The 22,823-nt window shown below is 71.6% G+C and carries 16 protein-coding genes; 6 read left to right on the top strand and 10 right to left on the bottom strand.

What is annotated here, in order from left to right; genetic code table 11:
• The first annotated feature begins 678 nt into the window (after positions 1–678).
• Complete coding sequence (locus K8612_RS14010; protein ID WP_206791443.1) at positions 679–1,122, top strand: DUF2383 domain-containing protein; 444 nt, start codon at positions 679–681, stop codon at positions 1,120–1,122.
• 168 nt (positions 1,123–1,290) lie between these two features.
• The gene (locus K8612_RS14005; protein WP_223762607.1) at positions 1,291–2,130 is read left to right on the top strand and encodes a hypothetical protein; all 840 of its coding nucleotides are present in this window, start codon (positions 1,291–1,293) and stop codon (positions 2,128–2,130) included.
• 12 nt (positions 2,131–2,142) lie between these two features.
• Here the strand turns inward: K8612_RS14005 and K8612_RS14000 are convergent, their stop codons facing one another.
• The 3 genes from K8612_RS14000 to K8612_RS13990 form a co-directional block, all read right to left on the bottom strand.
• The gene (locus tag K8612_RS14000; RefSeq protein WP_223762606.1) at positions 2,143–3,237 is read right to left on the bottom strand and encodes a hypothetical protein; all 1,095 of its coding nucleotides are present in this window, start codon (positions 3,235–3,237) and stop codon (positions 2,143–2,145) included.
• An 11-nt stretch (positions 3,238–3,248) separates the two neighbouring features.
• Positions 3,249–3,806: a DUF2378 family protein gene (locus tag K8612_RS13995; RefSeq protein WP_223742931.1), complete on the bottom strand. Its 558-nt coding sequence runs from the start codon at positions 3,804–3,806 to the stop codon at positions 3,249–3,251.
• Positions 3,807–3,935: 129 nt separating this feature from the next.
• Positions 3,936–5,825, bottom strand: coding sequence for a M4 family metallopeptidase (locus K8612_RS13990; protein WP_223762605.1), 1,890 nt, complete (start codon positions 5,823–5,825; stop codon positions 3,936–3,938).
• A gap of 259 nt (positions 5,826–6,084) precedes the next feature.
• Here K8612_RS13990 and purL point away from each other — a divergent pair, with 259 nt between their 5' ends.
• Positions 6,085–9,981, top strand: coding sequence for a phosphoribosylformylglycinamidine synthase (gene purL, locus K8612_RS13985; RefSeq protein WP_223762604.1), 3,897 nt, complete (start codon positions 6,085–6,087; stop codon positions 9,979–9,981).
• 15 nt (positions 9,982–9,996) lie between these two features.
• Here purL and K8612_RS13980 read toward each other — a convergent pair whose 3' ends face one another.
• The 3 genes from K8612_RS13980 to msrB form a co-directional block, all read right to left on the bottom strand.
• Complete coding sequence (locus tag K8612_RS13980) at positions 9,997–11,886, bottom strand: glycosyl hydrolase family 18 protein (RefSeq protein WP_223762603.1); 1,890 nt, start codon at positions 11,884–11,886, stop codon at positions 9,997–9,999.
• 133 nt (positions 11,887–12,019) lie between these two features.
• Positions 12,020–13,666 carry a glycoside hydrolase family 18 protein gene (locus K8612_RS13975; protein ID WP_223762602.1) on the bottom strand — a complete coding sequence of 549 codons (1,647 nt, stop codon included), beginning with the start codon at positions 13,664–13,666 and terminating at the stop codon, positions 12,020–12,022.
• A 49-nt stretch (positions 13,667–13,715) separates the two neighbouring features.
• Positions 13,716–14,138 carry a peptide-methionine (R)-S-oxide reductase MsrB gene (msrB, locus tag K8612_RS13970; protein WP_223762601.1) on the bottom strand — a complete coding sequence of 141 codons (423 nt, stop codon included), beginning with the start codon at positions 14,136–14,138 and terminating at the stop codon, positions 13,716–13,718.
• A 215-nt stretch (positions 14,139–14,353) separates the two neighbouring features.
• Here msrB and K8612_RS13965 point away from each other — a divergent pair, with 215 nt between their 5' ends.
• Positions 14,354–14,773 carry a CBS domain-containing protein gene (locus K8612_RS13965; protein WP_223742936.1) on the top strand — a complete coding sequence of 140 codons (420 nt, stop codon included), beginning with the start codon at positions 14,354–14,356 and terminating at the stop codon, positions 14,771–14,773.
• Between the two features lie 73 nt (positions 14,774–14,846).
• Here the strand turns inward: K8612_RS13965 and thrS are convergent, their stop codons facing one another.
• Positions 14,847–16,049, bottom strand: coding sequence for a threonine--tRNA ligase (thrS, locus tag K8612_RS13960; protein ID WP_223762600.1), 1,203 nt, complete (start codon positions 16,047–16,049; stop codon positions 14,847–14,849).
• Positions 16,050–16,304: 255 nt separating this feature from the next.
• Complete coding sequence (locus K8612_RS13955) at positions 16,305–18,152, bottom strand: OPT/YSL family transporter (protein ID WP_223762599.1); 1,848 nt, start codon at positions 18,150–18,152, stop codon at positions 16,305–16,307.
• Positions 18,153–18,279: 127 nt separating this feature from the next.
• Between K8612_RS13955 and K8612_RS13950 the strand changes: the two genes are divergently transcribed.
• Positions 18,280–19,872 carry an MBL fold metallo-hydrolase gene (locus K8612_RS13950; RefSeq protein ID WP_223762598.1) on the top strand — a complete coding sequence of 531 codons (1,593 nt, stop codon included), beginning with the start codon at positions 18,280–18,282 and terminating at the stop codon, positions 19,870–19,872.
• Here K8612_RS13950 and K8612_RS13945 read toward each other — a convergent pair.
• The gene (locus tag K8612_RS13945) at positions 19,827–20,864 is read right to left on the bottom strand and encodes a hypothetical protein (RefSeq protein ID WP_223762597.1); all 1,038 of its coding nucleotides are present in this window, start codon (positions 20,862–20,864) and stop codon (positions 19,827–19,829) included. The two genes, K8612_RS13950 and K8612_RS13945, sit on opposite strands and share 46 nt — an antisense overlap.
• A gap of 85 nt (positions 20,865–20,949) precedes the next feature.
• Positions 20,950–21,558: a hypothetical protein gene (locus tag K8612_RS13940; RefSeq protein WP_223762596.1), complete on the bottom strand. Its 609-nt coding sequence runs from the start codon at positions 21,556–21,558 to the stop codon at positions 20,950–20,952.
• A 278-nt stretch (positions 21,559–21,836) separates the two neighbouring features.
• On the opposite strand from K8612_RS13940, the gene K8612_RS13935 reads away from it, so the two are divergent.
• Positions 21,837–22,655, top strand: a complete 819-nt coding sequence (locus tag K8612_RS13935; RefSeq protein ID WP_223762595.1) for a class I SAM-dependent methyltransferase — start codon at positions 21,837–21,839, stop codon at positions 22,653–22,655.
• Positions 22,656–22,823 lie beyond the last annotated feature (168 nt).

Genomic DNA, 22,823 nt, shown 5'->3' with positions numbered 1-22,823 from the left:
TTGGGGCGCAGTCCAGCCCCAGTGGACTCAATGCCTATCTGCTGGAATAGGCAGACGTGTTTGGATTGTCGGTGCTGGGTTGTGTGGAAAGTTATTTGCAGGTGAATGTGGTAGGGGGTTGAGAGGCATTGTTATATAGGTTTGTCTGTCGTTGCTGTGGACCACCAACGGGAGGTTGCATGCGGAAGATTGTGATGCTGGGTGCGGTGCTGCTGTCGATGGCCGGGTGCGGTGCGGGCGTTCAGGAGGACACGGGGAGTCAGGAGATTGGCTCAAATGAAGCGGCCGTTTGCGATGGCGCGGCGCTGCATGGCATGTGTCGGTCAGGAACCTGCTTTGGCACCACGGGATCTCAAGCGGCCTGCAATGGCCAGCCTTGTGAGAGCCCGGATGACTGCGCGTCCGCCTGCGTGAATGGCGAATGGGCTTGCGCCTCTTCCGGTGGGTAGTTCCGCGCTGCGGGTCTGAGGTTTGAAGTGAGGGAGCGCTGAGGCTTGTTGTCCAGCGCACCTCGGTAACGGGCTCATCAGGCGGCGCACGCGCGAAGGGCGTGAGCGGAGCCCTTCCCTGGCTGTCCGCCAAGCGGTCGAGGAGGCCAGCGCCTGTTGCCGGGCCGGTGAGGCACACCACCTTTTGCGCCAGACGTTTTCAACCCATCCGAATCAAGGAGATGACGTCATGGCCAATGCCGCCGCTGAACTCGAGACGCTGAACTCCTTCCTGCGGGGTGAGATCTCCGCCGTGGAGACCTACCGGCTCGCCTCGAAGCACATCGAGACCGAGGTCGCCAAGACGGAGGTGGAGGCCTGCCTCCACGACCATGAGAAGCGCGTGGAGGCCCTCAAGGAACGCATCGAGAAGCTGGGCGGGAAGCCCGCGGAGGGCTCCGGTCCCTGGGGCGTCTTCGCCAAGGTCGTCCAGGCCGGCGCGGACCTGCTGGGCGAGAAGCGCGCCATCGACGCGCTGGAGGAGGGCGAGGACCACGGCCTGAAGGACTACAACCGGGACGTGGACAAGCTGCACGGCGAGGCGCGCACCTTCGTGCGCCAGCAGTTGCTGCCCTCGCAGAAGCAGACGCACGCGCGGCTCAGCGCCCTGAAGAAGAATCCCACCCTGCACTGAGGGTCGGGGTTGCGCATTGCCGGACATCCCAAGGTGCCCATCCAGGATGTGGGGAGGGGCGCCTTGTGGTGCATCACACGTCCCCGCATCCAGGCCTGGAGGCTTTCAAGGGGCGTGCGATAGTTGGAAGGAGGGGACTTCCACCGGCGAGCGAGGGCGAAGAAGCACATGGGGCGCGAGCACACGGTGCCGGGGCCGCACGGGCCCGGGGCCGTCACCGACAGCGAGGACACGGGGACACCGGCTCCCCGCCCGCCCGACGTGCGCGCCGATGCCGAGGCGGCACCCTCCATTCCGTCCCCGACGACCGCCGACACCAGCTACGCCGCGGGTGCCCTGGGCACCGGCGTGGAGGTGCTCTTCACCACCTCCGAGCGCGCCCTGCAGTGGGCCTGGCGCGTGCTCCAGCTCGCGCGCGGCGTGGTGGAGGCCACGCCCCGGGGTGACGCGTTCATCCGCGAGGCCCGCGCGTCCGTGGTGGACTTCCTGGACCACATCCCGCCGCACGTGCGCCGCAGCGTCGAGGAGGTGCTCGTCTTCTGCAACCTGTGGCAGGCCGTGGGCGTGCGCCTGCGCCGCCGGGGCGGCTTCCCCGCGGGGGACGACACCGCCTGGCGCCAGCTCTGCGAGGACGTGGAGCTGCTCCAGCGCGCCGCCCAGGCCCGGCTGGGCACCGCCGCGGCCCTGGAGCAGGGGCTGCTCAAGGACCTGGGCCACCTGCGCGCGCTGGCCCTGTCCTGCGGCGACAGCGCCAATGAGGTCACCGTGGGCATGGAGGTGTTCACCCGCTGCATCGCGGAGCTGATGGCCGTGGCCAGCGCCATGCGCCGCGCGTGGGAGGCCGCCGCCCACGAGCTGGCCGAGTCCGCCGCGTGGCTGCGCGCGGGCGACCCGGCCTTCAGCGCGTGGCTGGCGGAGCACCTGGTCGCCGCCGAGCCCGCGTGGGAGCGCACCCAGAAGATCGCCCGCTGGCTGCGCGACGTGGGCGCCTTCGCGGGCCAGCCCTGAAGCCCGGCCCTCTCAGGGCTCGATGAGGATGCGGTGCCGGTGCAGCTCCAGGAGGATGTCCGGATCCAGGTCCGCCTGCTTGTGGTCGCGCAGGTGCTGGCGCACGGCCTCCACGGGCTTCTGGCCGGTGAACTCCACCAGCAGCGCGTAGGCCTCACCCGGCAGCGCCACCGCGTCGTATTCGCTGTACGAGCCCAGCGCCACGCTGCCGTCCGGCAGCCACTTCACCGTCGCGTCCGGGTTGAAGCGCAGCACGCGCGGCAGCGTGGGCGCGGTGGCCTGGGTGTGCAGCTTCTCCAGCACCTTCAACTCGATGGTGCCGTCCAGGCCCAGCATCCGCTCCAGGTCGTCCCGGGACACGGCGCGCACGGCGTCGAAGCAGGCGCGGTAGAAGTCCTTCTCCATCCCGGCGTAGCCCTTCCAGAGCGCGGCGTACACCTTCGCCGGGGGCGCCGCGTCGTCCAGGTCCTCCACGGACAGCGGGGCGGTGGCCACCTCCGCCTTGTCGCGGCCGTCCAGGAGGAACTCCGGCATCAACTGGAGCAGCGCGTGGCGCGACAACTGGAACTCCGCCAGCGTCAGGTACGTCTTCAGCGACATCCAGAAGCGCTGACCGTCCCGGCCCGCCACGTACTTGCAGAAGAACGTGGAGCAGACGGACTCGCGGTACGCCCAGATGGTGCAGCCGCCGGTCTCCAGCGCGTAGTACGGGCAGCGCAGCGACGACGCGCGGCCGAAGAACTGGTGCGCGTTCTTGTACAGGTGGTTGAACTTCGCCGGCGGCTTCACCCACTGCGGGCTCACGCCGATGCGGCTGTCGATCTTCGCCTCGATGCGCCGGCGCCCCTCCGCCATCTGGGGCGAGTCATCCGACAGGAGCGCGCCCACGAGGTAGTTGGGCAGCCGCGGCTGGTACGTGCAGCACTTGGTGTCCGGCCGGAACAGGTGCTCCGCCCCGTCCACGGACTCCACCGTGGCCTGCGCGGAGGCGCGGCTCATGGCGCAGTTGGAGCAGGTGGCCTTCTCTTCCGTTGGCGCGTCCTTGCGGAAGAAGGCCGGCAGGAGGTCCTGGTAGAGGGCGGGCAGCGTCGAGAGGATGGAAGACATGAAGGCGGGGGTCAGGCGGACCGGTCGGCCCACTCCAGGTGATAGGTGGCGGATTCGGGCGAGTGGCGGGTGCGGTGCAGGGTGAAGCCCTGGACTCCCACGCGCAACATCCCTTCCTCCAGCACGCCGTCCACGAAGCCCTCCAGGGGCTCCGGTTCGTTGAACCAGAGGTCCGCCTGGGTGGGGCCCAGCACGGTGAGCCGCGTCTCCGTGTAGTTGTTGCCGCTGCGGAAGTTGTGCTGCATCCGCTCCAGCGAGCGCATGGGGCCCACCACGCGCGCCAGCGTGAGGACAGCGCCGCCCACCAGCGTCTGCGCGTAGCCCTCCACCATCCGCCGGCCCATCAGGCGCCGGCCCTGCTCCACGGGCTGGTCCGGGTGGAGCGTGCGCGCCGTGTCCTCCAGGCAGTCCACCCAGACGGCCAGGGGGTAGGCGGCGAGCAGCGGGGCGTGGAGGTTCAGCCCCCGCGCGCGCAGCCGGTCCACCAGCTCGGGCGTCAGGGAGGGGGCGAGCACCTTGCGGTACAGGCTGTCCACGCTGCTGCTGAAGATGACGCGCTCGTCCCTCATGGCCCTCTGCCCTCGCCGGGACCCCCAGCGGCCCCGGGCGCGCATTCTTCGCCCAGGGCCCGGGAGGAGGCCAGCCCCCATGTGTCCACCCTCACACCGGGTGCGCGGCGAGGGGAAGCGCCGGGTGCGTCAGTAGTGCACCGACAGGCTCACGCCGCTGTAGGCCGAGTAGCCCCGGAGCAATATCCACTGCCGGCCGGCCGTGGTCTGCGCCGCCAGGTTGCACGTCTCGTTGTTGCCTCCCAGGTAGGGGCGGCAGTTGTAGGCCGTCGTGGTGGGCGCGGCGCCAAAGCGCGTGTAGAGGTCCACGTCCCCGGTGCCGCTGGAGGTGCTCACCGTGGAGGCCGTGTTCGCCGGCACGTCGAAGCAGAAGTACTGCTGCGAGTTGGCCGCGCCGGACAGCAGCGACACCGTGGTGTTGTTGGGCAGCAGGGTGCACGTGGGCGGAGGCGTCACCGCGCCCACGCCCACCGCTTCCCACGCCGCGTCCACCGCGTCCTGGGTGGCGGTGGAGTAGCCCAGGGTCTGCGCCGCCTGCCGCGTCGCCGTCTTGGCCGCGGCCAGCGTGGTGGTGGCGGTGAAGAGGTTGGCGTTGGCGTAATAGAAGATGCGGGCCGCGGCCTGCACGCCAATGCCCGTCACGTTCACCGTCGTCTTGCCGCGCGGGTGCGTGCCGCCGGTGGCCAGCAGCTTGAAGGCCAGGTTGGGCACGCCGGAGCCGTAGTGGACGACCGTGGTGCTCGTCACATCCGGCGCATAGTCCAGCGAAACGCCGTCCGCCGCGGGGTCGTTCATGTAGCGCAGCGCGTCCCCGGGCGTGCTCGGAGTCCAGGCCGTCTCGCCCAGTTGCCAGACGGACGCGGCGGTGCTCCACGTGCCCAGGGCCCAACTGGTGCAGGTGGCGGCGAAGATGTCCGACAGGGACTCGTTCAACGCGCCGGACTGGCCGCTGTAGACGAGGTTGGACGTCATCTGCGTGACGGCGTGCGTGAACTCGTGCACGACGATGTCCGGGTCCGCGCACGGCGGTCCGACCTGGGGCAGGCTGCCGTCTCCGCACACCAGCTTCGCGCCGTCGAAGTACGCGTTCGCGTAGTTGGTGCCGTAGTGCACCTGCGCCAGCAACTGGCCGCCCGTGCCGTTGTACGAGTCGCGCCCGAAGTTCTGCTGGAAGCAGTCGTAGAAGAGGCCCAGGTTGTCGTACGTCGTGTCGATGCCCGCGTCGCCGGTGGCCAACTGGCCCTCCATCCGGCACCAGCCGTTGGTGGCGCCCCCCACGGAGCACACCTTGCGGTTGCGCGCGGCGTGGATTTCCGGCGCGCGCAGCACCTCCCGGCCGTCCTCCGCGCTCACGTAGACGCGGTCGCGCAGCGGCATGCCGTCCTCGTGCTGGCCGGACACCACCACCTCGAAGGCGCGGACCAGGGCCGCCTCCGGCGCCGGGCGCACGAACACCTCCCGCACGGACTCCGCGAGGCCGCCCGAGGTCGCCGCCAGCGCCGCCTCACTCGCGGCCTCCGCGCTGATGCGGGCCGGGGCCGGCAGGGGCTCCCCGTCGCGCGCGGTGCCGTTCACCGCGTACACGTCGCCCCGCGCGTCCAGGTGGACGAGGAGCTCCTCGTTCACCACGGGCAGGCCGCCCTTGGTCTGCGCGTAGCGCAGGTGCGTGTGGCCCAGCCCGTCCCGCTGGATGCGCTGGGGCACCACGTCCTTCGCCGTCAGCCGGAAGGCGGGCAGCACGCGCAGCAGGGTGGGCTCCAGGAGCGCGTGCGCCTGCCAGGCGCTGGCTCCCGGGATGGGCCGGCCCGTCGCGCCCAGCGCACCCTGGATGAACTGGGGCACGCCGTCCGCGTGGACCCCGCGCACCTCCGCGCCGGGCAGCGCGGACAGCGCGGACTGAAGGTCGCCCAGACGGGCCCCGGTCGCGGGAGAGGGTGCCTCCGCGTCGGGCCCCCCCGCACCACACGCGGACAACGTGAACGTCAGGCCGGCAAGGAACCAGCGGGTGTTGCGCTTCATGGACATGCCCCCAGTGTGACGAGACCCAGCTTCAAAGCCTGGCGAGCAAAGCATGGAGCGCTGACTGGGAGGTGAATCCTGGAATGACTGGGAGTGCTGGGAAGGAGGTCGAGGACGGAGGGGCGCCCACGTCGGCGGTGGTTCACCCACCTGGGTGCTGTGCGGGCGTCCTGGCACGAACTCCGGACGTTGTGACGCGAGGCGCGGTGATAAGGACGGCCCCGCTGTTACCTCCCGTCACCCGTTCGCAAGGACCTTCATGCTCACGCTGCGCGGGGCTCCGGCCCTCTCCGAATTCAGGCTCGCCAAGCTGCTCGCCCGTTGCCGGGAGCGGGTGCCTACGGTGGCCACCCTCTACTCGGAGTTCGTGCACTTCGTGGACGCGTCCGCGCCGCTGACGCAGGACGAGTCGGAGCGGCTGGGGCGCCTGCTGGAGTACGGCCCGCATGCGGCGAAGCGCGAGCGCACGGGCACGCTGCTGCTGGTGGTGCCGCGTCCGGGCACGGTGTCGCCCTGGGCCTCCAAGGCGACGGACATCGCGCACCACTGCGGCCTCACCCAGGTGCGCCGCATGGAGCGCGGCATCGCGTTCTTCCTCACCGGCCCCGGCGGCCGGGAGCTGGACGCGAACGAGGCGGAGGGCGTGCAGGCGGTGCTGCACGACCGGATGACGCAGGCGGTGCTGCCCCGGCTGGAGGACGCGGAGGTGCTGTTCCGCGCGGACTCGCCCCGGCCGCTCACGCGGGTGGACGTGCTGGGCGGAGGCCGCGCGGCGCTGGCGAGGGCCAACGGCGAGCTGGGCCTGGCGCTGGCGGAGGACGAGATCGACTACCTGGTGGCGCGCTTCACGGAGCTCAAGCGCAACCCCACCGACGTGGAGTTGATGATGTTCGCGCAGGCGAACAGCGAGCACTGCCGCCATAAAATCTTCAACGCGTCCTGGACGGTGGATGGACAGCCGCGCGAGCGCTCGCTGTTCCAGGCCATCAAGAACACCTACGCCCAGAGCCCGGGCGGCGTGCTGTCCGCGTACAAGGACAACGCCGCCGTCATCGAGGGCTTCGAGGTGGAGCGCTTCTTCCCGCAGGGCGAGGGGCGCGAGTGGGGCACCGTGCGCGAGCCGGCCCACATCATGATGAAGGTGGAGACGCACAACCATCCCACCGCCATCTCGCCGTACCCGGGCGCGGCCACGGGCGCGGGCGGTGAGATCCGCGACGAGGGCGCCACCGGGCGCGGCGCGAAGCCCAAGGCGGGGCTCACCGGCTTCTCCGTCAGCCACCTGCGCCTGCCGGACTTCGCGCGGCCGTGGGAGGCGCCCTACGGCAAGCCGGACCGCATCGTGTCCGCGCTGGACATCATGGTGGACGGCCCGCTGGGCGGCGCCGCGTTCAACAACGAGTTCGGCCGGCCCAACCTCACCGGCTACTTCCGCAGCTTCGAGCAGCAGGTGCCCACGCCGGAGGGCGTGGAGGTGCGCGGCTACCACAAGCCCATCATGCTGGCGGGCGGCCTGGGCAACATCCGCGCGGACCACGCGAAGAAGGCCCCGCTGCGCGCGGGCGACAAGCTCATCGTGCTGGGCGGCCCGGCGATGCTCATCGGCCTGGGCGGCGGCGCGGCGTCGTCCATGGCGCAGGGCGCGAGCGCGGCGGACCTGGATTTCGCCTCCGTGCAGCGGGACAACGCGGAGATGGAGCGCCGCTGCCAGGAGGTCATCGACCAGTGCTGGATGCTGGGCGAGAAGAACCCCGTGCGCTCCATCCACGACGTGGGCGCGGGCGGCCTGTCCAACGCGCTGCCGGAGCTGGCGCACGACAACGACCTGGGCGGCCGGCTGGAGCTGCGCGAGGTGCCCAACGACGAGCCGGGCATGTCCCCGGTGGAAATCTGGTGCAACGAGGCGCAGGAGCGCTACGTGCTGGGCGTGGCGCCGGAGGACCTGCCGCGCTTCGCCGCGCTGTGCGAGCGCGAGCGCGCCCCCTTCGCCGTGCTGGGCGAGGCCACGGCGGAGCAGGTGCTCACGCTCACGGACCGCGAGCTGGGGGACACGCCCATCGCGCTGCCCATGGACGTCCTCTTCGGCAAGGCGCCGCGCATGCACCGCGAGGGCACGTCGCGCCCCCTGAAGCACGCGCCGCTGAGCCTCCCGTCCGACCTGAAGGCCGTGGCGCACGCGGTGCTGTCTCACCCCACGGTGGCGGACAAGTCGTTCCTCATCACCATTGGCGACCGCTCCGTGGGCGGCCACACCGCGCGCGACCAGATGGTGGGGCCGTGGCAGGTGCCGGTGGCGGACTGCGCGGTGACGCTGTCCTCGCTGATGTCGAACACGGGCGAGGCCATGGCGCTCGGCGAGCGCACGCCGGTGGCGCTGGTGGACGCGGCGGCCTCCGCGCGCATGGCGGTGGGCGAGGCGCTCACCAACCTGGCGGCGGCGCGCATCCAGAAGCTGTCGGACGTGAAGCTGTCCGCGAACTGGATGGCGGCGGCGGGCAGCCCCGGCGAGGACGCGAACCTCTACGCGGCCGTGCACGCGGTGGGCATGGAGCTGTGCCCCGCGCTGGGCATCGCCATCCCGGTGGGCAAGGACTCCATGTCCATGCGCACGCAGTGGCAGGAGGACGGCCAGAAGAAGGCCGTGACGGCGCCCCTGTCCCTCATCATCACCGCGTTCGCGCCGGTGCTGGATGCGCGCGTCACGCTGACGCCGCAGCCGGTGGACGTGGCGGGGGACACCCGCCTGCTGCTGCTGGACGTGGCGCAGGGCCGGCAGCGGCTGGGCGCGTCCGTGCTGGCGCAGGTGCACCAGCAGGTGGGGCCGGAGTGCCCGGACGTGGATGACGCGGCGGCGCTGAAGGGCTTCTTCGCGGCGGTGCAGGAGCTGCACGCGGCGGGCGTGCTGCTCGCGTACCACGACCGCTCCGACGGCGGCCTCTGGGCCACGCTCGCGGAGATGGCCTTCGCGGGCCGCTGCGGGCTGGACGTGGACCTGGCGAGCCTGGGCGGCGACGCGGTGGCGGCCCTCTTCAACGAGGAACTTGGCGCGGTGGTGCAGGTGCGCGCCGCCGACGTGGCGCGCGTGCGGGAGGTCCTCGCCCGCCACGGCCTGGGCGCGCACGTCCACGAGCTGGGGCGCCCCACGGCCCAGCAGGTGGTGCGCGTGCGGCACGGCGCGCGGGAGCTGCTCGCGGAGGAGACCGTGGCGCTCAAGCGCACCTGGTCCCGCGTGAGCTACGAAATCCAGAAGCTGCGTGACAACCCCACCTGCGCGGAGGAGGAGTACGCCGCGAAGTGCGACGCGCACGACCCGGGCCTGTCGCCCCGGCTCACGTTCGACCCCGCCGTGGACGTGGCGGCGCCGTACATCGCGAAGGGGGCGCGGCCTCGCGTGGCGGTGCTGCGCGAGCAGGGCGTCAACAGCCAGCAGGAGATGGCGGCGGCGTTCACCCGCGCGGGCTTCACCGCGGTGGACGTGCACATGAGCGACCTGGTGTCGGGCCGCGTGTCGCTGAAGGACTTCCACGGCGTGATGGCGTGCGGCGGCTTCAGCTACGGCGACGTGCTGGGCGCGGGCGGCGGGTGGGCGAAGTCCATCCTCTTCAACCCGCGCACGCGCGACGCCTTCTCGGAGTTCTTCGCGCGGCCGGACAGCTTCGGCCTGGGCGCGTGCAACGGCTGCCAGATGTTCGCGCAGCTTCGCGAGCTCATCCCCGGCGCGGACGGCTGGCCGCGCTTCGTGCGCAACGCGTCCGAGCAGTTCGAGGCCCGCCTGGGCACCGTTGAAATCGCGCCGTCGCCGTCGCTCTTCTACAAGGGCATGGAGGGCAGCCGGATGCTCATCGTCGTGTCGCACGGCGAGGGCCGGGCGGAGTTCGCCCACGCGGAGGCCGCCGCGCGCTTCGACGCCTCCGGGCTGGTGACGACGCGCTGGGTGGACAACCGGGGCCAGGTGGCGGCGAAGTACCCGGCCAACCCCAACGGCTCGCCGCACGGCATCGCCGGCGTCACCACCAAGGACGGGCGCTTCACCATCACCATGCCGCACCCGGAGCGCGTGCACCGCACCGTGCAGCACTCCTGGCACCCGGCGGAGTGGGGCGAGGACGGCCCCTGGATGCGCATGTTCCGCAACGCCCGCGTCACCCTGGGCTGACGCGGGCGCCGCGCGTCATTGCAGGAGGGCGCCCTTCACCGCGTCCAGCAACGGGTTGGCGCCGGTCTCCGGATCGGTGCAGCCCTGGTTGATGGTCCAGATGATGGTGCCGCCGTAGCCCTGCTGCTTCACGAAGGCGCCCTTGGCGGCGATGGCCTGCGGGCCGTCATAGGAGATCCACCGCACCGTGCCGTCCTCGATGGGCGTGTTCGGCGGGAAGGTGAGGTACTCGGCCTGCGCCGCGTCATCCCAGTGGTGGGTCCCCAACACCGACCACGCGAGGATGTTCTTGTACGTGAACGAGTTGTCCCCGCCCACGTAGTCGGACCAGTCCGTGAAGGGCTGGTAGGGCCCGGTGATGTTGCGCCAGCCCATGCCGTAGAAGGGGATGCCGATGCCCAGCTTCGCCTTGGGGATGCCGGCCGCCGCCCACAGCGCCAGGCTGGACTCGATGGAGGTGGGGTGCTGTCCCGACTCGCCCCGGAGCGCGGACGTGTACCAGGACACCCAGCCGTCCCAGGGGCCCACCATGGAGTAGGACATGACGTTCACCTGGTCCAGGTACAGCGCGAGCTCCGCGTACCAGGGGGCGGCGTCCTCGGGGAAGTTGGTGTTGATCCAGTGGATGGGGAAGGTGAGGAGCAGGCCCGGCCGCGCGGCGCGCAGGGTCTGCACCAGGGCCAGCAGGTGGAGCCGGTCCTCCAACTCCACGGGCTCCCAGTTCAGGTCCAGGCCGTCGTAGCCGAAGTCGTCCACGGCCTTCAGCAGCGCCTGGACGAACTTCGCGCGGTTCGCGTCCGACGCGGCGCCCACCCACCCCTCGTGCTCACCGGAGCCGCCCACCATGATGAGCGCCTTGCGGCCCGCCGCGTGGGCGCGCTGCGCCAGCAGCCGTGCGATGGCCGGGCCGTTGTCATTGTCGAACTGGGTGTTGAGCGTGCCGTCAGGCCGGGGCGTGGCGCGGCCCACGAGGATGTGCGTGAGCGCGCTGAAGTCCACCTTCTCCGGCGGGTACTCATCCGCGTTCCAGCCCGTGTAATAGCCGGACACCCACTTGCCGGAGCCGCCTCCAATGGCATGCACCCACGCGGTCGCCCGCGCGAACTTCGTGGGGTCCGCCCGGCTGCGCGCCACCACGCCGTAGGTGCCCTGCGTGGTGGGGGCGGTATAGACGCCCCCGGAGGTGATGGTGCCCGAGCCCGTCTGGGGATCCAGCTCCCACGTCACCGACGTGTCCGTGCTGCCCGTCACCGTGGCCTGGAAGGTGTACGCAGCGCCGGGAGCCAGCTCCACCTGCGTCGGGCTCACCGTGACGACCACCTGCGGGGGGGTGGTCCCCGAGGACTCCACGCGGAGGTCATCGAAGTAGAGCGTCGGCAGCGGCTTGCCGAGGGTCTCCTGGAGCCAGAGGCCCTTGATGCGGGACGTTCCCGCGGGCAGCAGCTTCGCCAGCGGCACATGGCAGGTCACCCACTTCCGGGCCTGGATGCGCCCGCCTTCGCAGTAGTCGCCGAGCAGCAGGCCCGCGTGTTGCGTTGCGTTCGCGACAGCACGCACGCGCACGGTCGCGCCTTCGCCAAACTCACCGCCATGGACCTTCAGCGTGAAGGTGTCGGACGCCGTCACGTCCAGGCCCGGGTGGGAGAACGAGAGCGCCTCGGAGGGCTCCATCGTCACCGAGATGGCGAAGCTGCCGGAGAACACCGGCGCGGTCGCGCTCAGCGAGTGCTTCGCCGTGGAGGTGTCCTTCCACGGCGCCGTCAACCGGTCCTGGTAGATCCATGCGACGGCGTTGGGGGTCCTGGGGCGGGCCTGCTCCTCGAGCGGTTGGGCACCCGCTTCCGAGCGGGTGAGCAGGATGAGCGTCAGCGCGACAAGGAACCACGTCCTTGCTTCTCTTTGCATGTCACTCTCTTCATGAGGAGCGTGAGCAGACAGTGCTCGCACACCGCGCCGTGGGGGCGGTGCCAGGACATAGAAAAGAGCGGCGTCGCTCGCATCCGCCACCGGTACTACCTGGAGGTGGAGTGCAGGACGTCTACGGGAGGAACGCGGCCTTCACCGCGTCCAGCAACGGGTTGGCGCCCGTCACCGGGTCGACGCATCCCTGGTTGAGTGTCCAGAGGATGGTGCCGCCGTAGCCCTCCTGCTTCACGAAGGCGCCCTTGGCGGCGATGGCCTGCGGGCTGTCGTAGGAGATCCACGTCACCGTGCCGTCCTCCACGAGCTTGTCCGGAGCGAACGTCACGTAGCTGGCCTGGGCCTTCTCGTCCCACTGGTACTTCCCCTGCTTCGAATAGCGGAGGATCTTCTTGTAGGTGAACGAGTTGTCCCCGCCCACGTAGTCGGACCAGTTCGTGAACGGCTGGTAGGGTCCGGTGATGTGGCGCCACGCGAGGCCGTAGAAGGGGATGCCGATGCCCAGCTTCGCCTTGGGGATGCCGGCCTTCACCCACAGCGCCAGGCTGGACTCGACGGACGTGGGGTGCAGCCCCTGTTCGCCCTTCAGCGCGGACGTGTGCCAGGACTTCCAGCCGTCCCACGCGCCAATCATCTCGTAGGACATCAGGTTCATCTGATCGAAGTACGTGGCCAGCTCCGCGAACCAGGGGTCGGCGTCGGTGGGGAAGTTGGTGTTGATCCAGTGGAGGGGGAAGGTGAGGAGCAGCTTCGGCCGCGCCTCGCGCAGCGCCTTCACCAGGGCCAGCAGCTTCGGCCGGTCCTCCTTCTCCACGGGCTCCCAGTCCAGGTCGAGCCCGTCGTAGCCGAAGTCGTCCACGGCCTTCAGCAGCGCGCGGACGAACCTCGCGCGGTTCGCGTCGGACGCGGCGCCCACCCAGCCGTCGTGCTCACCGGAGCCGCCCACCATGATGAGCGCCTTGCGGCCCGCCGCATGCGCGCGCTTCGACAGCGTGCGGGCGATCTCCGGCCCCCGGTCGTTGTCGAACTTCGTGCTCAGCGTGCCGTCCGCCTTCGGCGTGACGCGGCCCACGAGGATGTGCGTGAGCGCGCTGAAGTCCACCTTCTCCGGCGGATAGTCATCCGCGTTCCAGCCCGTGTAATAGCCGGACACCCACTTGCCGCCCTGTCGCGGGACGGCGGGCGGCTCCCGCGTGACGGTCACCGGCCGGAGGCCCTGCTCGATGCCGACGTCGTCGAAGAAGAGCGGCGGCAGCGTCTTGCCGCTGTCCTCCTGGAGCCACAGGCCGGTGATGCGCGTCCGGCCCTCGGGCAGCAGCTTCGCCAGGGGCACGCGGCAGGTCGTCCACTTCCTGGCGGGGATGGCGCCGCCCTCGCAGGTGGGGCCCAGGGGCACGCCCACGGGTTGCTCGGAGCCGAGGACGACGCGCGCGCGAACCGCCGCGTTCGCGCCGTCCTTCCCGCCGTTCACCTTCAGCACCAGCGTGTCCTCCGGTGACACGTCGAAGCCCGGGTGGCCGAAGTACAGCGCCTCCCAGGGCCCCAGCGTCACGGAGATGGCGTGGCGGCCCGAGGCCCCCGCCACGGCGGCGCTCATCGCGTGCGCCCCGGCCCACGTCAGGTCCTCCCAGGGCGGGGCCAGCCGGTCCTGATAGAGCCACGCCACCTGGGGCGGCGCTGCTTTCGGAGGGGGCGCCCCCCGGGCAGCCCCTCCCAGCAAGAGCGCGGTCAGCAGCACCCGGAGTCCGGCGGGAGGTCGTCGCATGGCCGCCCATCCTCGCAGAGGGAGGGGAGGCCCGTCCTGCCCCAGGCGCTCAGGCCCGGACCAGCTCGATGGGGCTGCCTTCGGGGACGTGCTTCATCGCCACGGAGTTCATGCAGTAGCGCAGCCCCGTGGGCGGCGGGCCGTCCGGGAACACGTGGCCCAGGTGACCGTCGCAGCGCGCGCAGCGGACCTCGGTGCGGATCATCCCGTGCGACACGTCGCGGATCTCCGTGACGGAGTCCTCCGACAGCGTCTGGGTGAAGGACGGCCAGCCGGTGCCGGACTCGAACTTCATTCCGGACTTGAACAGCGGGTTGTTGCAGCCCGCGCACACGTACGTGCCCGGCGTCTTGGTGCCGAGGAAGCAGCCCGTCCCCGGGTACTCGGTGCCGTGCTGACGCAGCACCTGGAACTCCTCGGGGGTGAGGCGCTTGCGCCACTCGTCGTTGGAAAGAATGAGCTTGTCCGCCATGGGTCCTCCTCCACGTTTCGGGCCTCGGGCCCGGAGCACGGCCTTGGATGCACCGGGGGCCATTGGGTCGCACCCTATACCAGGCAGGCCGCCGGGCGGCCGGCCGCCTTGTCCTGTACCGCACGGCATGGCGGGCCTTGCGGGCCAGGGCTTGGAGCGCCGTCCGTCGGTTGTACTCCTCCTGGACGCGGTGCGCGCCACGAGGAGGCCTGCCGATGCGGATCTCGGAGCTGATGCAGAGGGACGTGAAGACCATCGACGCGGATGAGTGCCTGCGCTCCGCCGCCGAGCGGCTGGACACCGCCAGCCTGGGCGCGCTGCCCGTCACGGAGCACGGCCGGGTGGTGGGCCTGCTCACCGACTCCGAGCTCTTCCTCTGCTCCACCGTCCACGGCCATGACCCGGACGTCACCACCGTGCGCGAGGCGATGACGGCCCCGCTCGTCACCTGTCCGGAGGACGCGCCGCTGGAGGCCGGTGAGCGCCTGATGGAGCAGCACCACCTCAACCGCCTGGTGGTCGTGGACGCGGAACACCACGCGGTGGGGCTGCTCCGCCTGGACGACGTCGCCTCCGAGTCCCTCACGCTGCTGCGGCCCGGCGAGCCGCTGGAGCACCTGAGCCTCTACTCCTGAGCGCACGAAGAGGCCCGGCGCCCCCTTCGCATGCGGGAAGGGCGCACCGGGCCGGTGCCTCCGGTGTGGGCGCTCAGCCCGCCACGGCCGGCTGGCACGCGGCGGACAGCCACGCCACGGCCTCATCCCAGGGCAGGTCGCGCTGGGAGCCGTCGCGCTGGCGCAGGCGGACGCCCTGGGACTCCACCTCGCGGCCACCCACCACCGCGAGGAACGGCACCCCGTCCTCGTGCGAGCCCAGGACCTTCTTCGACAGGGACTCGTCCCGCACGTCCGCCCGCGCGCGGCAGCCGGCCAGCCGCAGCCGCGCCGCCAGGCTTTCCGCGTACGCGGCGGCCCCCGCTCCCACGGAGGCCACCACCACCTGCTCTGGCGCGAGCCACGCTGGGAGCGCGCCCCCGTGGTGCTCCAGCAGCACGCCGATGAAGCGCTCCAGGCTGCCGAACAGCGCGCGGTGAAGCATCACCGGGCGCAGGCGCTCTCCGGACGCGCCGACGTAGTGCAGGTCGAAGCGCTCCGGCAGCACCAGGTCCAGTTGGATCGTCCCGCACTGCCACGCGCGGCCCAGCCGGTCCTTCAGCACGAACTCCAGCTTGGGCCCGTAGAAGGCGCCCTCGCCGGGCTGGTCCTCGTACTGGAGGCCCGCCTGCCTCGCCGCGGACTGGAGCCACGCCTCCGCCTGGTCCCACAGCGCGTCAGCGCCGGCGCGCATCGCCGGGCGGCTGGAGAAGGCCACCTGCACGTCGTCGAAGCCGAAGCCCGCGTAGAACGCCTTGAGCGAGCGCACGAAGCGGACGACCTCCGCCTCCACCTGCTCCGCCGCGCAGAAGATGTGGCCGTCGTCCTGCGTGAACTGGCGCAGGCGGAACAGCCCGTGCAACGCGCCGCTGGGCTCGCTGCGGTGCACCAGCCCGAACTCCCCCAGCCGCAGGGGCAGGTCGCGGTGGCTGGGCGCCATGCGCTGCACGAGCTGGATGTGGCCGGGGCAGCTCACCGGCTTCAGCGCCAGGTGCCGGTCGCCCTCCGGCAGGCAGAACATGTTCTGGCGGAAGTTGTCCCAGTGGCCGCTCTGCTCCCACAGCGGCTGGGCGCACAACTGCGGCGTACGGACTTCGCGGTAGCCCTCCTCGCGCATGCGCTGGCGGACGTGGTCCTCCAGGAGCCGGTACAGCATCAGTCCGCGCGGGTGCCAGAACACCATGCCCGGCGCCTCCTCCTGCAGGTGGAAGAGGTCCAGGCGCTGGCCCAGCGCGCGGTGGTCGTGTTCATCAAGCATGGTCGTCTCCGTGTGTCGGTCGGGATGAAGCAGCCGGGGCCGGACACGGGGCGTGTGAGGTTGCACGGTCGCCCCGGCCGGAACTCGGCGGGGCGGAAAACCGTGCGCTCGTCAGTCCACCGACACGCGCACCGCACCCACGCCCGCCGAAGCGGTGGTGGTCGTGGTCGCGGTGGTGTGGATGACGAGGCTCACGCGACAACAAGTGCTCCCGGAGGCACGGAAAGTCAAGCCGTGCTCCGGGACAGGACGCCTTCAGCCCAACAGGGACAGCAGGCCGGCGAGCCCCACGAAGAGGTAGAAGAGCGACTCGCCCGCGATGAGGCCGCCGCCCACCAGCGACATGGTGCTCATGTCCTCCGGCAGCACCGCCTCACCGGGCGCGGGCTCCTTGCGGAAGCGCTTGGACACGGTGTTGAAGACGGACGTGAGGACGCCGCCCACGCCGAACCAGATGGCCGCGGGCAGCGCGATGAAGCCGCCGAACGCGAGCGCGTAGGGGCTGGCCAGCACCAGCGAGTCCAGGGTCCATCCCACGCCGAACCCCGTGCGCGAGCCCTGCACGTAGCGCAGGTACGCGGGGCGGCGGCGCACCACCTTGCGGATGACCTCCAGCGTGAAGCCGATGCACAGGCCCACGAGCAGCGCCGTCACCTTGTGCGCGGACAGCGTGCCCAGGTCGCGGATGGCGCCCACGAACTTGTACGTCATCGCGGAGCTCCACTGGGCCACCTTCACGTCCGGGTGGTCCAACTGGTTGACGGACAGCACCGGGTACGCGCCCATGAAGACGCGCGCCAGCACCACGCACAGCACCGCGCCCATGAAGATGCCCAGCACCTGGTAGCGGAACTGCACCACGCGGTTGGTGCCCAGGCGCCACCCGGTGGAGCGGTCCTGCTGCATGTCGCAGCCCACCGACGTGGAGATGAGCAGGATGGAGGACGCCATCAGCCCCACCAGCGGATCCTTCAGGCCCAGCAGCGACATCAGCAGCACCGACACCACGAAGGCGCTGGAGATGGGGTTGTTGTCGCTGATGCCGTAGGCGATGCCGTTGATGAGCACGAACAAGAGCGACAGCACGAGCCCGAAGAGGATGAAGCCCGGGGGCTGGTGCAGCACCTGCGTGGCCACCACGACGACGGCCGCGCCCCAGCCCACCACCCAGGCGATGAGCCGGGGCACGTTGACCTTCTTCCACGCGGGCTCGGTGTCCGCGGGGGCCTGCGCGCGCCCCCGGATGCGGTCCACCGCCTGCACCGCGAGCAGCGACAGGTCCACCAGCGCCGCGCCGCAGATCATCGCCAGCGAGATGAGGAAGCCGATCTTCCGGTACGGATCCCCCGGCCCCAGCCACCCGATGCTCGTCAGGAAGGGCGTGATGGCGTAGCCGATGAGGCCCATGAGCATGGCGGGCACGGTGATGCGGCTGCCCACCACCATGCCGGCGCCCACAGTGGAGCTGCTCACGCCCAGCGCGGCGACCGCGGCCACCTTCTCCGTGAGCCACGCGGCCAGGATGCCCAGGCCGGTGCCGCCGCCCAGCTTCGCGATGGAGGCCTTGAGCAGGCGCTTGTCCGTGAGCGCCCGCAGGATGTTGGCCACCGCGTAGCCGGACGGGTAGTCCAACTGGAGCCGGTCCACGAGCAGCGGCGTGTAGAGCATGCCCACGCCCACGCCGAACATGCCCACGCACCCCACGAAGAGCATCAACTGCCACGCGGGCGGCTGGGGCATGCCCAGCCACACCATGGACTGGATGAGCACGGACATGGCGCACAGCGAGGCCACGGACGCGGCCATCGTCTGCATGTAGTTGGCGCCGTGCTTGCCCTCCGCGCCGTAGCCGTAGGTGACGACGCTGCCCAGGATGCCGGACAGCACCTGGCTGGCGACGAAGAAGCCCAGGCTGAAGTTCATGTACGACGCGGCCACGCCGCCCAGGGGGCCCAGGAAGAAGATGGCCACCGACGCGAGCAGCAGGTGGTACTTCCACGTGCCGACCGCGGGGAGGAAGCGGAAGCGCGGCGCGACGGCGTCGGGCACGGAGGACAGGGGGACGGAAGGCTCCGGCGGGAGCGGCTCGGCGGGGTGGGCCATGGGTGCGGGGGAGGGTACCGGCCTCCCTGGGCCGCCCACAACCCGCACGGGCGCGGGCGGCCCGGCGGCCGGTCGCAAGAAGCGCAACCCCTTGCGAAGGCCCGGGCGCCATGCGACGTCGCACGCCATGCGATTCACCCTGCACCGCGGCGTCAGCCTGGCCGTCCTCGCCTCCGCCCGCACGGAGGCCGACCACCACGAGGACCTGGGGTGCAGCATCCAGGGGCCCACCGCGCGCCCCGTGCGCCGCGCGCAGGTGCCGCTGAAGCGCCACATCGCCGCGCTGGGCCGCGAGGGCGCGCTGCGCGAAGCGGACGCGCTCATCCGCTGGCTGGAGGACACGCCCCGCTACGCCGCGCTCTGCCAGGGCACGAAGCGGCGCATGGGCCGGCGCGTGCTGCGCGAGGACGTCCTCTTCCCGGATCCGCTGCGCCACCGCCCGCGCGTGCTGCACCTGCGCCAGGGCTCGCTGGGGCTGGACGTGCCGGTGCGCGCGAAGGACTGGCCCGGGGTGGCGGACCTGTTCGCGGCGCTCGCCCGCGGCGCGACCCGGGAGGAGCTGCGCGCGCTGGCCACCGCGCCCGTCGTGGGCGAGCTGCTCGGCGACCTGTCGCAGGCCGGCTGGCTCGTGCGCCACGCGGGGCCGGTGGACGTGCCGGGGCCGGGCGCCCTCTTCGTGGGGCACAACACGGTGCTGGTGTCGGGCAGGGAAGGGCGCGTGCTGGTGGACCCGTACTTCCGCCCCACGGGCGAGGCGGACCTGCCCGGCTACGGGGCGTTGCAGGCGTCGGACCTGGGCCGGGTGGACGCCGTGGTCATCACCCATTCCCACGGGGACCACTTCCACCTGGGCTCGCTGCTGCCCCTGCCTCGCGACACGCGCATCTTCGTGCCGGCGGTGGCGCGCGAGAGCCTCTTCTCCACGGACTGCGCGCTGCGGCTGAAGCAGTTGGGCTTCACGCGCGTGGAGCCCCTCCGCTGGGGCGAGACGCGGCAGGTGGGCGACGTGACGGTGCACGCGCTGCCCTTCCACGGCGAGCAGCCCACCGACGGCGAGGGGCCGCACCCGGACCTCTACAACGAGGGGAACACGTGGCTCGTGCGCTCGCAGGACTTCTCCGCCGCCTTCTTCGCGGACGCGGGCCATGACGTGCGCGGGGACATGGCCGCGGTGTGCCGCCGCGTGCGCAAGCAGCAGGGGCCGGTGGACGTGCTCTTCTGCGGCGTGCGCGGCTTCCGGCTGCCGCCCATCTTCTTCGGCTTCACCACGCTGGATGCCTTCCTCGTCAACGTGCCGCGCGACGCGCTCACCACGCCGCAGCGCCTGATGGCGGGCCCGGAGGAGGCGCTGCGCTACGGCGAGCTGCTGGGCGCGCGCTACGTGGTGCCCTGCGCGGACGGCGGCGCCCCCTGGTACTGGCGCGAGGGCATGGGCCCGCGCTACGCCGGCTATCCAGGCGAGCCCGTCGAGGGCGCGAGCAACATGGACGAGAACCCGGACGCGGACCCCTATCCGGAGCGGCTGGCCGAGGTGCGCAAGGCCCGGGGCGAGGGGCCCGAGGCGCTCCTGCTGCGGCCCGGCGAGGCCCTGCGCTGGCGGGGCGCGCGCAAGCCGGAGGTGCTGAGCACGCCGGGCTTCGAGTGGCCCTTCGGGAACTGGCGCGACGCCGCGCCTCAGCCGCGCAGCACGTCGCGGGCACGCCAGAGGGAGACGAGGTAGAGCGCGGCCAGCGCGGCGAGGCACGCGAGGCCCACGTTCACGTTCCAGTGGATGACGCGGCTGATGTTCCAGCCGTACACGTCCACCAGGGCGCTGGGGTCGCTGAGGCCCGCGCCCTCGACGCGGCCGAAGGGGATGCGGTCCACGTGGGTGCGGGCCGCCCACCACATCTCGAAGCTGTCCATGAGCGCCGCCGCGCCGATGACGACGAACCCCCAGCGCAGTTGGTGCCGGTGGAGGTAGTGGCCCGGCGGCACGAAGAACGTGGCCATCAGCAGGGTGCCCAGCACCATCCGGCCCGCGTCGCCGCCGAAGTAGATGAGGGCGCGGGCCTGGACGGCGGTGAGGCCGAACCGGCCCGCCCCCAGCGCCGCGAGCAGCACCGCGCCCACGCCCATCCACGCCCACCGGCGGCGCTTCCAGCCCTGCCACACGAGCGCGCCCAGCAGGCCCGACAGCAGGAGGACCACGAACGTCGAGCGCTCCGGCGACACGTGGGTCACCCAGAGCGTGGGCGTGGCGCTGTAGCCGCAGAACCAGGCGGTGACGGCGTGCCCCAGCTCATGCACCGGCATGGTGAGGAAGGTGCGAATCAGGAAGTGGAAGAAGGGCGACTGGACCGCGAACCACGCGCCGACGAGCGCCACGGGGAGCACCGCCAGCCGCAGCCGCGCCTCCAGGGCGCCATCGCTCAGCTCACCGCCCGGGTGGAAGGTGATGCCCTCCGTGGAGGGCTCTGTCGCGGGTCGGGCCGCGGCCAGGGGCGACGCGAACGTGGGGACGGTGTGCGCCTCCAGCGCCTCGCGCAGGGCGGCCCGCTGGTCCTCGGACTCCCGCTGCGCGGCTTCACGGGCCTCGCGGTCGCGGGCCTCGGCCTGACGGGTGGCGGCGCGTGCTTCCGCGCGCAGGTAGATGACGCCGCACGCCGGGCACTCGGGCCCCGCCACGCGGGGGGCGCCACAGCGGGGACAGGTCGCGGACGGAGGGCTCACGAACCCCACACTCTAGGTGCGCCGCGGATGGGACGAAAATCGCACCGCCGGGAACCCGTGGGGCTCCCGGCGGCGGAGCGCGGAACTAGAAGCCGTAGTAGCTGCTGTAGTCCGTGCCGAACAGGTCGATGACCGTGACGCCCCACGAGTGCACGATGATGACGATGATGGTCTTGCGGAAGCGCGTGAGGTTCCAGTCGTTGATGGTGTGCTGCTGGATGCCCACCGTCATCGGCGAGCCGTAGCCCGCGGGCTTCATCGCGGAGGGGAAGGTCTCGATGACCGTCGCGCGCTGCGCGACCTCCTTGCCGTCCTTGTCGATGAGGCTGGCGATGGCCTTGTACTTGCCCACCTGGATGTCTTCCGGCCGGGCGCGGACGTTCACGCGGTAGTGGCCCGCCGGGATGCCCGCCTCGGGCGAGTCGATGTAGACGAAGGCCGCGTCCACGCCCTTCGCGTACTCCGCGGCGGGGACCTTCTCGTAGCCCGCGATGCTCGTCGCCACGACGGTGGCCTGCTCCGAGGTGAGGGTGCCGATCTCCGCCTCGTTGAGCGAGAGGCCCTGCTCCTTCGCGCCCCGCACCAGCTCGCCCTTGAGCTCGGTGCAGGCGGCCGCGGCGGCCGACGCGTACGGGGACTCGCCCGCGAAGGCGGAGCCGGAGAGGAGGAGGGCGGCGACGAGGGAGGAACGCACGAAACGGGAAGTGCTCATGGGGGACGGGGAACCAATCTCTAGGAGGGGACTGCGGTCACGGATGTCACGGGACGTCGACACCGGCGGCTCCCCCTGTGCAGCGAAGATGCCAATCCCTCTCCGGGCCGTGTTCCCCCTGGCTCCAGAGGCGAGCCCGCCGGGCCCGCGCCAGCGGGTGTGACCTGCGGTGTTACGGCGCGGGCCGGGCAATGACGTCCCGCGCTACAATCCGAGGGGAACGCTTGACGTCCCCGGCCCGGAGCGCCGAAGTCGTGCCCATGGCTCAGGAGCTGGATGCCCACACCCGGGGGAGGACCGCGCGAGGGCGCCTGCGCGCACTGGACGCGTACCTTTGCCACTTCGAGGCCCCGTTGCTCACGCGCGACGACGGCCCCTGGGCCCGCGCTGTCTTCGTGGACGTGGGCTTCGGTGAGCAGCCGTGGACCACGCTGGAGAGCGCCACCGCCTTCCGCGCGCTGAACCCGGGGCTGTCCGTGGTGGGCGTGGAGCTGGACCCCGAGCGCGCCTCGGCCGCCGCGCGAAACCACGCGGACGCGCGCACGCACTTCCGCGAGGGCGGCTTCGCGCTCCCGCTGTCACCGGACGAACCCGCCCGCCTGGTGCGCGCCATGAACCTCCTGCGCCAGGGCCCGCCGGAGCGCATCCCGGAGGCCCACCGAGCGATGTCGCGGCACCTGCTGCCCGGCGGGCTGCTCGTGGAGGGCTCTTCCGACACGGACGGCGCGGTGCTGGTGGCGCACCTGCTGCGCCGGACGCACGAAGCGGAAGCCCCCACGCGCGAGGGCCTCCTCTTCCACACCGACTTCTCCCGGGGCTTCGCGCCGCTGCTCCTGCGCGACTGGCTGCCTCGCGACCTGCGCCGCCGCGTCCGCCCGGGCGACCCCATGCACGCCTTCTTCCAGGCGTGGGAGGCGGCATGGAGGGCCGCGCGCGCGGAGGGGCACACCGCGCCCCCGGAGGCCTTCGCCGAGTCGGCCGTGCGCCTCGCGCAAACGACCCCAGGGGTCTCCACCGACGCGTGGCTGCTGACCCGGGGCTGTCTGCGCTGGAGCCCGCCGGGCGGCACTCCGGCGTGAGCCCGGTCACCCCTTGGGGGTGCAATCGTTCAGGGGCCGGTCCCAAGTGCCCCCGGAAAAGGTATTCTGTCGGGAATTGAGCTTCCGGCGGCCCCCCGATTCGCCAGAGGCAGACGGCTCGACATGAACAGGCACCTTCTGACGCTTCTCGCCGCGGGGCTGATGGCA

The sequence above is a fragment of the Corallococcus sp. AS-1-6 genome (assembly GCF_020037015.1).
In the GTDB taxonomy this organism is placed as follows: domain Bacteria; phylum Myxococcota; class Myxococcia; order Myxococcales; family Myxococcaceae; genus Corallococcus.
The sequence above is the reverse complement of the archived record's forward strand: the minus strand, read 5'-3'. Positions and strand labels throughout refer to the sequence as shown.

Excerpts from the sequence above, each read along its gene's own strand:
- K8612_RS14005 (WP_223762607.1), top strand. The coding sequence starts at position 1,291 with ATGGGGCGCGAGCACACGGTGCCGGGGCCGCACGGGCCCGGGGCCGTC.
- thrS (WP_223762600.1), bottom strand. The coding sequence starts at position 16,049 with ATGCTTGATGAACACGACCACCGCGCGCTGGGCCAGCGCCTGGACCTC.
- msrB (WP_223762601.1), bottom strand. The coding sequence starts at position 14,138 with ATGGCGGACAAGCTCATTCTTTCCAACGACGAGTGGCGCAAGCGCCTC.
- K8612_RS13955 (WP_223762599.1), bottom strand. The coding sequence starts at position 18,152 with ATGGCCCACCCCGCCGAGCCGCTCCCGCCGGAGCCTTCCGTCCCCCTG.
- K8612_RS14000 (WP_223762606.1), bottom strand. The coding sequence starts at position 3,237 with ATGTCTTCCATCCTCTCGACGCTGCCCGCCCTCTACCAGGACCTCCTG.
- K8612_RS13950 (WP_223762598.1), top strand. The coding sequence starts at position 18,280 with ATGCGATTCACCCTGCACCGCGGCGTCAGCCTGGCCGTCCTCGCCTCC.
- K8612_RS13980 (WP_223762603.1), bottom strand. The coding sequence starts at position 11,886 with ATGCAAAGAGAAGCAAGGACGTGGTTCCTTGTCGCGCTGACGCTCATC.
- K8612_RS13975 (WP_223762602.1), bottom strand. The coding sequence starts at position 13,666 with ATGCGACGACCTCCCGCCGGACTCCGGGTGCTGCTGACCGCGCTCTTG.
- K8612_RS13935 (WP_223762595.1), top strand. The coding sequence starts at position 21,837 with ATGGCTCAGGAGCTGGATGCCCACACCCGGGGGAGGACCGCGCGAGGG.
- K8612_RS14010 (WP_206791443.1), top strand. The coding sequence starts at position 679 with ATGGCCAATGCCGCCGCTGAACTCGAGACGCTGAACTCCTTCCTGCGG.
- K8612_RS13965 (WP_223742936.1), top strand. The coding sequence starts at position 14,354 with ATGCGGATCTCGGAGCTGATGCAGAGGGACGTGAAGACCATCGACGCG.
- purL (WP_223762604.1), top strand. The coding sequence starts at position 6,085 with ATGCTCACGCTGCGCGGGGCTCCGGCCCTCTCCGAATTCAGGCTCGCC.
- K8612_RS13990 (WP_223762605.1), bottom strand. The coding sequence starts at position 5,825 with ATGAAGCGCAACACCCGCTGGTTCCTTGCCGGCCTGACGTTCACGTTG.
- K8612_RS13995 (WP_223742931.1), bottom strand. The coding sequence starts at position 3,806 with ATGAGGGACGAGCGCGTCATCTTCAGCAGCAGCGTGGACAGCCTGTAC.